The sequence below is a fragment of the Bacillus sp. EE-W1 genome, assembly GCF_009760835.1.
In the GTDB taxonomy this organism is placed as follows: domain Bacteria; phylum Bacillota; class Bacilli; order Bacillales; family Bacillaceae_G; genus Bacillus_A; species Bacillus_A wiedmannii.
The window spans coordinates 1-6,311 of the sequence record NZ_WIPE01000087.1 but is presented as its reverse complement, the minus strand read 5'-3'; the positions used below and the strand labels follow the sequence as shown (position 1 = coordinate 6,311).

The window sequence follows — 6,311 nt, the reverse complement described above, 5'->3', positions numbered from 1 at the left end:
CCCCCACTGATTAAAGTTTCACTTTATTAACGCGACCCTAACTTGGTTAGACTTGTAGGGAAGTTTGATTCTATTTAATTGAATGAGATAAGAAAGAAAAGCAACAATAGAAAGAAGGAGAAGATGTACATGGAGCCGCATTATTTTGTCGCGATTACGTTACCGAATCATATAAAAGAAGTGCTGTCTAACTATAAAGAGGAAATGCAGGAGGAATTACCATTTCGTTCATGGGTACATAAAGAAGACTACCATATTACCCTTTCATTTTTAGGTAGTGCAACAGAGGAACAATTAGAAGGAATAAAGAATGGATTACAAACCCTTACAGAAACGCAAGAACTAGCGTTCACATTACAAGGATTTTCTACGTTCGGTATGGAAGATAGGCCGCGTATTTTTTGGTCGAAGGTAAGTGAGAATTACGATTTGCTTCAATTACAAAAGCAAGTGCACGCTATGTGTGAAGGGAATGGATTTTCTTTAGAAGCGCGCCCGTATCATCCGCATATTACTATTGCTCGTAAATGGGTAGGAGAAGAGAAGTTTGATTTAGAACATATAAAGGAAGTACCTGAAATATCATTTCAAGCGGATACGATTACTTTATACGAATCTCACGTGAAGGAGACACCGAAGTATAAAGCGATTGCTGAAATAAAATTACAAAAATAGAATGTATGAAAACGTTTTTTATACAGGTGAATATACTATAGAGAATAATGAGTTACTGTATAGGGCTTCAATGATAAGAAAAGTCTTATCATTTGCAGCTCGTTTCATCCCTCTATTTACGGGCAGTAAGACTCCTACCTCAAAATTAGGATCAAGCAAAGAAGTTAGGTGGGAGATCAACTGCCCATAAAGGCCAATTGGTGAAGGCTAATAATCAGTGGGGTAAAGCTTTCCCGCTGATTAAAGTTTCACTTTATTTTAACTTTAAGAATGATGGTGATTTTTTTATGTTGAAAGTAAAACGTCCATTTGATGCCTATTTAGATGAAATGAATAAAATTACAATTTTGCTCCCACACGCGTATGGAACAAGCCGGACATTTCGTTTGCAAGAAGGAAGTAATGTGAAAGATTTACCGATTTCTCATACAATTGCGCTTCCGGATGCAACGAAGTATGAGTGCTTTATAGAAGAGCCGCTAGATGTGGGGAAGTATTATACAGTACGAGATGAACGGAATGAAGAAACAGATTTACAAATAGGTGCTGTCATAAGAACAGCGATTTTCGATGAAAAGTATTATTACGAAGGTACAGATTTAGGAGCCGTGTATCAAAAAGAAGCAACGACATTTAAAGTATGGGCTCCAACTGCGAGGCTTGCGAAAGTAAGGATTTATAAAAGTGATAAAGAATATACCGATCATGAAATGCATAGAGGAGAAAATGGGGTTTGGACTCATACATTACAAGGCGATTTAGCCGGAGCAAAGTATACATTTCTTGTTTGTATTAATTTAATATGGAATGAAGCTGTGGATCCTTACGCAAAGTCAGTGACTGTAAATGGGACGTACGGCGTTGTTATCGATTTGGAAAAGACAAATGTAACAAGACGAGAGCAATTACCACCATTACAGGCAATGACAGATGCCATATTGTATGAACTGCATATTCGTGATGCTACTATTCATCAGGGCAGCGGAGTGAGTAGAAAAGGAACATATAAGGGGTTAATGGAAGAAGGAACAACAGGGCGGAATGGGACGTTAACAGGCTTGTCTCATATAAAAGATTTGGGTGTTACACATGTTGAATTATTGCCTTTATATTGTTTCGGTGGTGTAGATGAGGCGAATCCTTCCGCTGCATATAATTGGGGTTACAATCCATTATATTACAATGCGCCAACGGGATATTATGCTACAGACCTCTCTGATCCGTATAACAGGATAGTAGAGTGTAAGCAACTGATTGAAACATTTCATGAGCACGGTATTAGAGTGATTGTAGATGTTGTATATAATCATGTGTATGAAAGAGAGCTATCATCATTTGAAAAGCTTGTCCCAGGATATTATTTTCGTCATGGTGAAGATGGCATGCCTTCTAATGGGACGGGAGTCGGGAATGATATAGCATCTGAACGGAAAATGATGAGGAAATTCATTGTAGAGTCTATTTTATATTGGCTTACTGAATACAATGTTGATGGATTCCGATTCGACTTAATGGGAATTTTAGATGTCGATACAATGAATATAATAGAAAAAGAAGTGCGAAACATAAAGCGAGATGCATTGTTATTAGGAGAAGGGTGGGAGCTACAAACACCACTTCCTCTAGAGGAAAAAGCAACGTTAAATAATGCAAAGAAAATGCCGCATATTGCGCAATTTAATGATCAATTTCGTGATGGGATAAAAGGGAGTACCTTTCATATAAATAAACGTGGTTTTGCATTTGGTGGGCATGTAGACTGTAATCATTTGCAGTATATAGCATCGGGAAGTCTTTTGAGTATGAAAGAAACAGGTCTGTTTCTAGAGCCTGTGCAAAGCATTAACTATGTAGAATGTCATGACAATATGACGATGTGGGATAAACTAATGCGCAGTAATGAAGAGCCAGAAGAGATTTTGAAAAAACGTCACCTTCTAGCGAGCGCAATGGTGATTCTTTCGCAAGGTATTCCTTTCTTACATGCTGGGCAAGAGTTTTATCGTACGAAGCAAGGAAATGAAAATAGTTATAATGCAAATGATGAAATTAATCAATTAGATTGGGATCAAAAAGAGAACGAGATAGAGACCGTTAACTATATAAAAGGTTTAATTGCGATTCGTAAAGAGCACGGAGCATTCCGATTACAAAACGCAGACCTTATAAAAAAGCACATGACTTTTTTGCAAACCTCTCCAGAAGTACTTGCATATCACCTAGGGCATGCAGAATCGTTTGGACTGTGGAAAGAGATTGTAGTTTTATTTAATAGCGGTTTAGAAGCTAAAACGGTGCAACTTCCGAAAGAAGAAACGTGGCATGTGTTAGTAAACGAAAAGCAAGCGAAAATAGAGCCAATTTCTTCATTTAGAGGAAAGGAACTTCAGCTGGCTCCAATTAGCACGTATATATTGACGATAATGTGACAAATCGCTACTTGACGATGAGAATGTAATAAATGTAGAATTGACAAAGGTGACGATTTTGATAAGTTGTCATTCTATGACTGGTTTTGTAAAATAAAATAGAGAGTTTTTGGCTTATGCCAAGTTTTCTTTTCATTTACAGTAAAATATATGAATCCACAACATGTGTAGAAATGTTGCGGTTTTTCTTTTCATAACTATAAAAGATAAGGATTTGTTAACGGGTAATGAATATGGAATGGTTGGAACAATTATTAGGAAAAGAGTGGAGTCTTGTACCGGCTGGTGGAGTAACGGGCGATGCGTATATTGCGCAAAACGGACAACAGAAGTTATTTTTAAAGCGGAATACATCGCCCTTTTTAGCGGTATTGTCAGCAGAAGGAATTGTTCCAAAATTACTTTGGACAAGAAGGGTAACGAACGGTGATGTAATTTCTGCTCAAAAATGGCTTCCGGGACAGAAGCTAGAGCCAGAGGATATGAAACTAGAACGTGTTGCGAAACTTTTGAAGAAAATACACTCCTCTAAAGCGCTTGTACAGATGATTCAAAGACTTGGGAAGCAACCGCTTCACGCACAAGAGTTATTACAACAACTGCAACTTGTTTTAAGAGGAGATATAAGGGATGATGAAACAATTCAGCAAGGCCTTCAATATTTAATGGATTCATTAAAAGATATTGAATACAATGAATTCGTTGTATGCCATTGTGATGTGAACCATAACAACTGGCTATTGTCGGATGAAGATGAGTTGTTTTTAATTGATTGGGATGGAGCTGTAATTGCTGACCCAGCTCTAGACCTCGGTATGTTATTATATTGGTACATTCCGCGCCACGAATGGAGCGAGTGGCTCAAATATTATGATATTGAAATGGATGAATCGCTGCTTAGGCGTATGAGATGGTATGTAATAGCACAAACGATTTTGTCTATGCAATGGCACACAACAAAAAAACAGCAAGCAGAAGCTGAATATTGGCATCAATATTTACAGCAACTACTTGCTTCAGAGTAATACTTAAGAAAAATTGTCCATTCCAGCAATCCACTGAGTAAGTTGTTCTTGATTATTGGAAATGTGGTTGTCCAAATTAGAGGAAGATTTACCCGATTGACTATAAGAATATACATCGTTTAGCATTGCTTTAGCGTCACTACTTATACTATCGTTTGCGAGTAACGATTGAATGAGACGCTCTAATTGCTCGCATTCAGAAACTGTCCCGCAACAATCACTTTGGTGATTGACTAAAATATCTTTCAGCACTTCTAATTGATGTTGTTGATTAATTGGCATGAACGGATCATCCTTTCGATTGTTTTTCTCTTCAAATGTACGAGAAAAAGCTGTTTCGTCATGGAATGTTTAATGCTGTATGTAGTTTTTATCAAAATGGTACATCTTATACTTGAAAGAAACGGACCGAGTGCTCGTACGTACTTGGTTTTTTGTTTGGGAGATTGATTAAAACAGAGAGAAGGAATTATTCCTTTAAAATAGCTATGTAAAGAGAGGGAGACATCTATGCGTTTAAGACATAAACCATATGCAATGGATCGAATTAATGAGTATTCACATATCGTAATTGGAAACCCAGAGGAGCGCGCTGGTAACTGGAAAGAAGTATTTGGAAATGAGCAACCAATTCATATTGAAGTAGGTACAGGTCGTGGCCGCTTTATGTACGATATGGCAAAAGCAAACCCACATATTAATTATATTGGAATTGAAAAATTCACAAGTGTTGTTGTAGATGCACTTGATAAATTAATTGAAGAAGAAGTACCGAACTTAAAGTTAATTAATAAAGATGCTGAAGATTTAACAGTTTTCTTTGCAAAAGGTGAGATTGACCGCGTTTATTTAAACTTCTCAGACCCATGGCCGAAGAATCGTCATACGAAGCGTCGTCTAACGTATAAAACATTTTTACGCAATTATGAAGAAGTGTTAGTAGAAGGCGGAGAAATTCATTTCAAAACAGATAACCAAGGTTTATTTGAATACTCTCTAATGAGTATGGCTGAGTATGGTATGTTATTAACTTACCTGAGCCTAGATCTTCATAATAGTGATTATGAAGGAAACATTATGACAGAATACGAAGAGAAATTCTCAAGTAAAGGTCATCGTATTTACCGAGTTGAAGCAAAATATCGCACAGAGCCTATGCAGTAATGCATAGGTTTTTTTTGTAACTAAAATAATCGGAATTTTATGTTAATATTGAAAGGAAAGGGGGATGAAAAATGGAACAGTTACAAATTGGAGATATAAAAGTGACGTGGCTAAAAGGCGGGAACACACATTTAGATGGGGGAGCAATGTTTGGTGTTGTACCGAAAGTGCTTTGGTCACGTAAATATAAACATAATGATACAAATCATATTTATTTACGAACAGATCCGTTACTTTTGCAAACGAAAGACGGTAATATGCTCATTGATTCCGGAATAGGAAACGGTAAATTGAATGAGAAGATGAAGCGAAATCAAGGTGTAACAGAAGAGTCAGCGGTTTATAAATCATTAGAAAAACTAGATTTAAAACCTGAAGATATTCAGTACGTCTTAATGACACACCTGCATTTTGATCATGCATCTGGTTTAACGAAATGGGAAGGTGATCACCTTGTACCATCGTTTCCGAATGCGAAAGTTTACGTAAGCGAAACAGAATGGAATGAAATGAGGAACCCAAATATCCGGTCGCGCAATACATATTGGAAGGAAAATTGGGAGCCGATTGTAGATCAAGTTGTTACATTCCAGCAAGAAATAGAAATTACGGATGAAATAAAAATGGCGCATACAGGTGGTCATAGTGATGGACATGCAGTTATTGCTTTAGAAAGCAAAGGTGAAACGATGCTTCATTTAGCAGACCTATTGCCGACGCACGCCCATCAAAATGTACTATGGGTAATGGCATACGATGATTATCCAATGACATCAATTGAAAATAAGCAAAAGTGGATGAAGTACGGCGCTGAAAACGATGCTTGGTTTACGTTTTATCATGACGCGTATTACCGTGCAGTAAAGTGGAATGAGGAAGGGCATATTGTAGAAAAAATAGAGCGGAAAACGAGTATAGAAGCATAAAAAGAGGAGGTTGTTCCAGAAGTCTGTTGGGGCAGCCTTTTTATTATTGGCGTTTTTGTCGGTAAGTCGATATATTTCAAAAATCGCTGATA

General features: G+C 37.2%; 6 protein-coding genes. 5 read left to right on the top strand and 1 reads right to left on the bottom strand.

Features of this window, described 5'->3' with window-relative positions; translation table 11 throughout:
* Positions 1 to 129 precede the first annotated feature (129 nt).
* From thpR to GFJ36_RS24220, 3 genes are all read left to right on the top strand, one after another.
* Complete coding sequence (thpR, locus tag GFJ36_RS24230) at positions 130 to 675, top strand: RNA 2',3'-cyclic phosphodiesterase (RefSeq protein WP_087984846.1); 546 nt, start codon at positions 130 to 132, stop codon at positions 673 to 675.
* Between the two features lie 287 nt (positions 676 to 962).
* The gene (gene pulA, locus GFJ36_RS24225; protein ID WP_098230846.1) at positions 963 to 3,104 is read left to right on the top strand and encodes a type I pullulanase; all 2,142 of its coding nucleotides are present in this window, start codon (positions 963 to 965) and stop codon (positions 3,102 to 3,104) included.
* 227 nt (positions 3,105 to 3,331) lie between these two features.
* On the top strand, positions 3,332 to 4,129 hold the full coding sequence (locus GFJ36_RS24220) for a phosphotransferase family protein (RefSeq protein ID WP_087984845.1): 798 nt from the start codon (positions 3,332 to 3,334) through the stop codon (positions 4,127 to 4,129).
* A 3-nt stretch (positions 4,130 to 4,132) separates the two neighbouring features.
* On the opposite strand, the gene GFJ36_RS24215 is transcribed toward GFJ36_RS24220, so the two are convergent.
* On the bottom strand, positions 4,133 to 4,411 hold the full coding sequence (locus tag GFJ36_RS24215; RefSeq protein WP_001122236.1) for a YtzH-like family protein: 279 nt from the start codon (positions 4,409 to 4,411) through the stop codon (positions 4,133 to 4,135).
* Between the two features lie 228 nt (positions 4,412 to 4,639).
* Between GFJ36_RS24215 and trmB the strand changes: the two genes are divergently transcribed.
* Positions 4,640 to 5,293, top strand: coding sequence for a tRNA (guanosine(46)-N7)-methyltransferase TrmB (gene trmB / locus GFJ36_RS24210; RefSeq protein WP_001239384.1), 654 nt, complete (start codon positions 4,640 to 4,642; stop codon positions 5,291 to 5,293).
* Positions 5,294 to 5,364: 71 nt separating this feature from the next.
* On the top strand, positions 5,365 to 6,219 hold the full coding sequence (locus GFJ36_RS24205; protein ID WP_000436842.1) for a YtnP family quorum-quenching lactonase: 855 nt from the start codon (positions 5,365 to 5,367) through the stop codon (positions 6,217 to 6,219).
* Positions 6,220 to 6,311 lie beyond the last annotated feature (92 nt).

Bases quoted from the DNA above. Each gene is read 5' to 3' on its own strand.
- GFJ36_RS24205 (WP_000436842.1), top strand. From the start codon at position 5,365: ATGGAACAGTTACAAATTGGAGATATAAAAGTGACGTGGCTAAAAGGC.
- pulA (WP_098230846.1), top strand. From the start codon at position 963: ATGTTGAAAGTAAAACGTCCATTTGATGCCTATTTAGATGAAATGAAT.
- GFJ36_RS24220 (WP_087984845.1), top strand. From the start codon at position 3,332: ATGAATATGGAATGGTTGGAACAATTATTAGGAAAAGAGTGGAGTCTT.
- thpR (WP_087984846.1), top strand. From the start codon at position 130: ATGGAGCCGCATTATTTTGTCGCGATTACGTTACCGAATCATATAAAA.
- GFJ36_RS24215 (WP_001122236.1), bottom strand. From the start codon at position 4,411: ATGCCAATTAATCAACAACATCAATTAGAAGTGCTGAAAGATATTTTA.
- trmB (WP_001239384.1), top strand. From the start codon at position 4,640: ATGCGTTTAAGACATAAACCATATGCAATGGATCGAATTAATGAGTAT.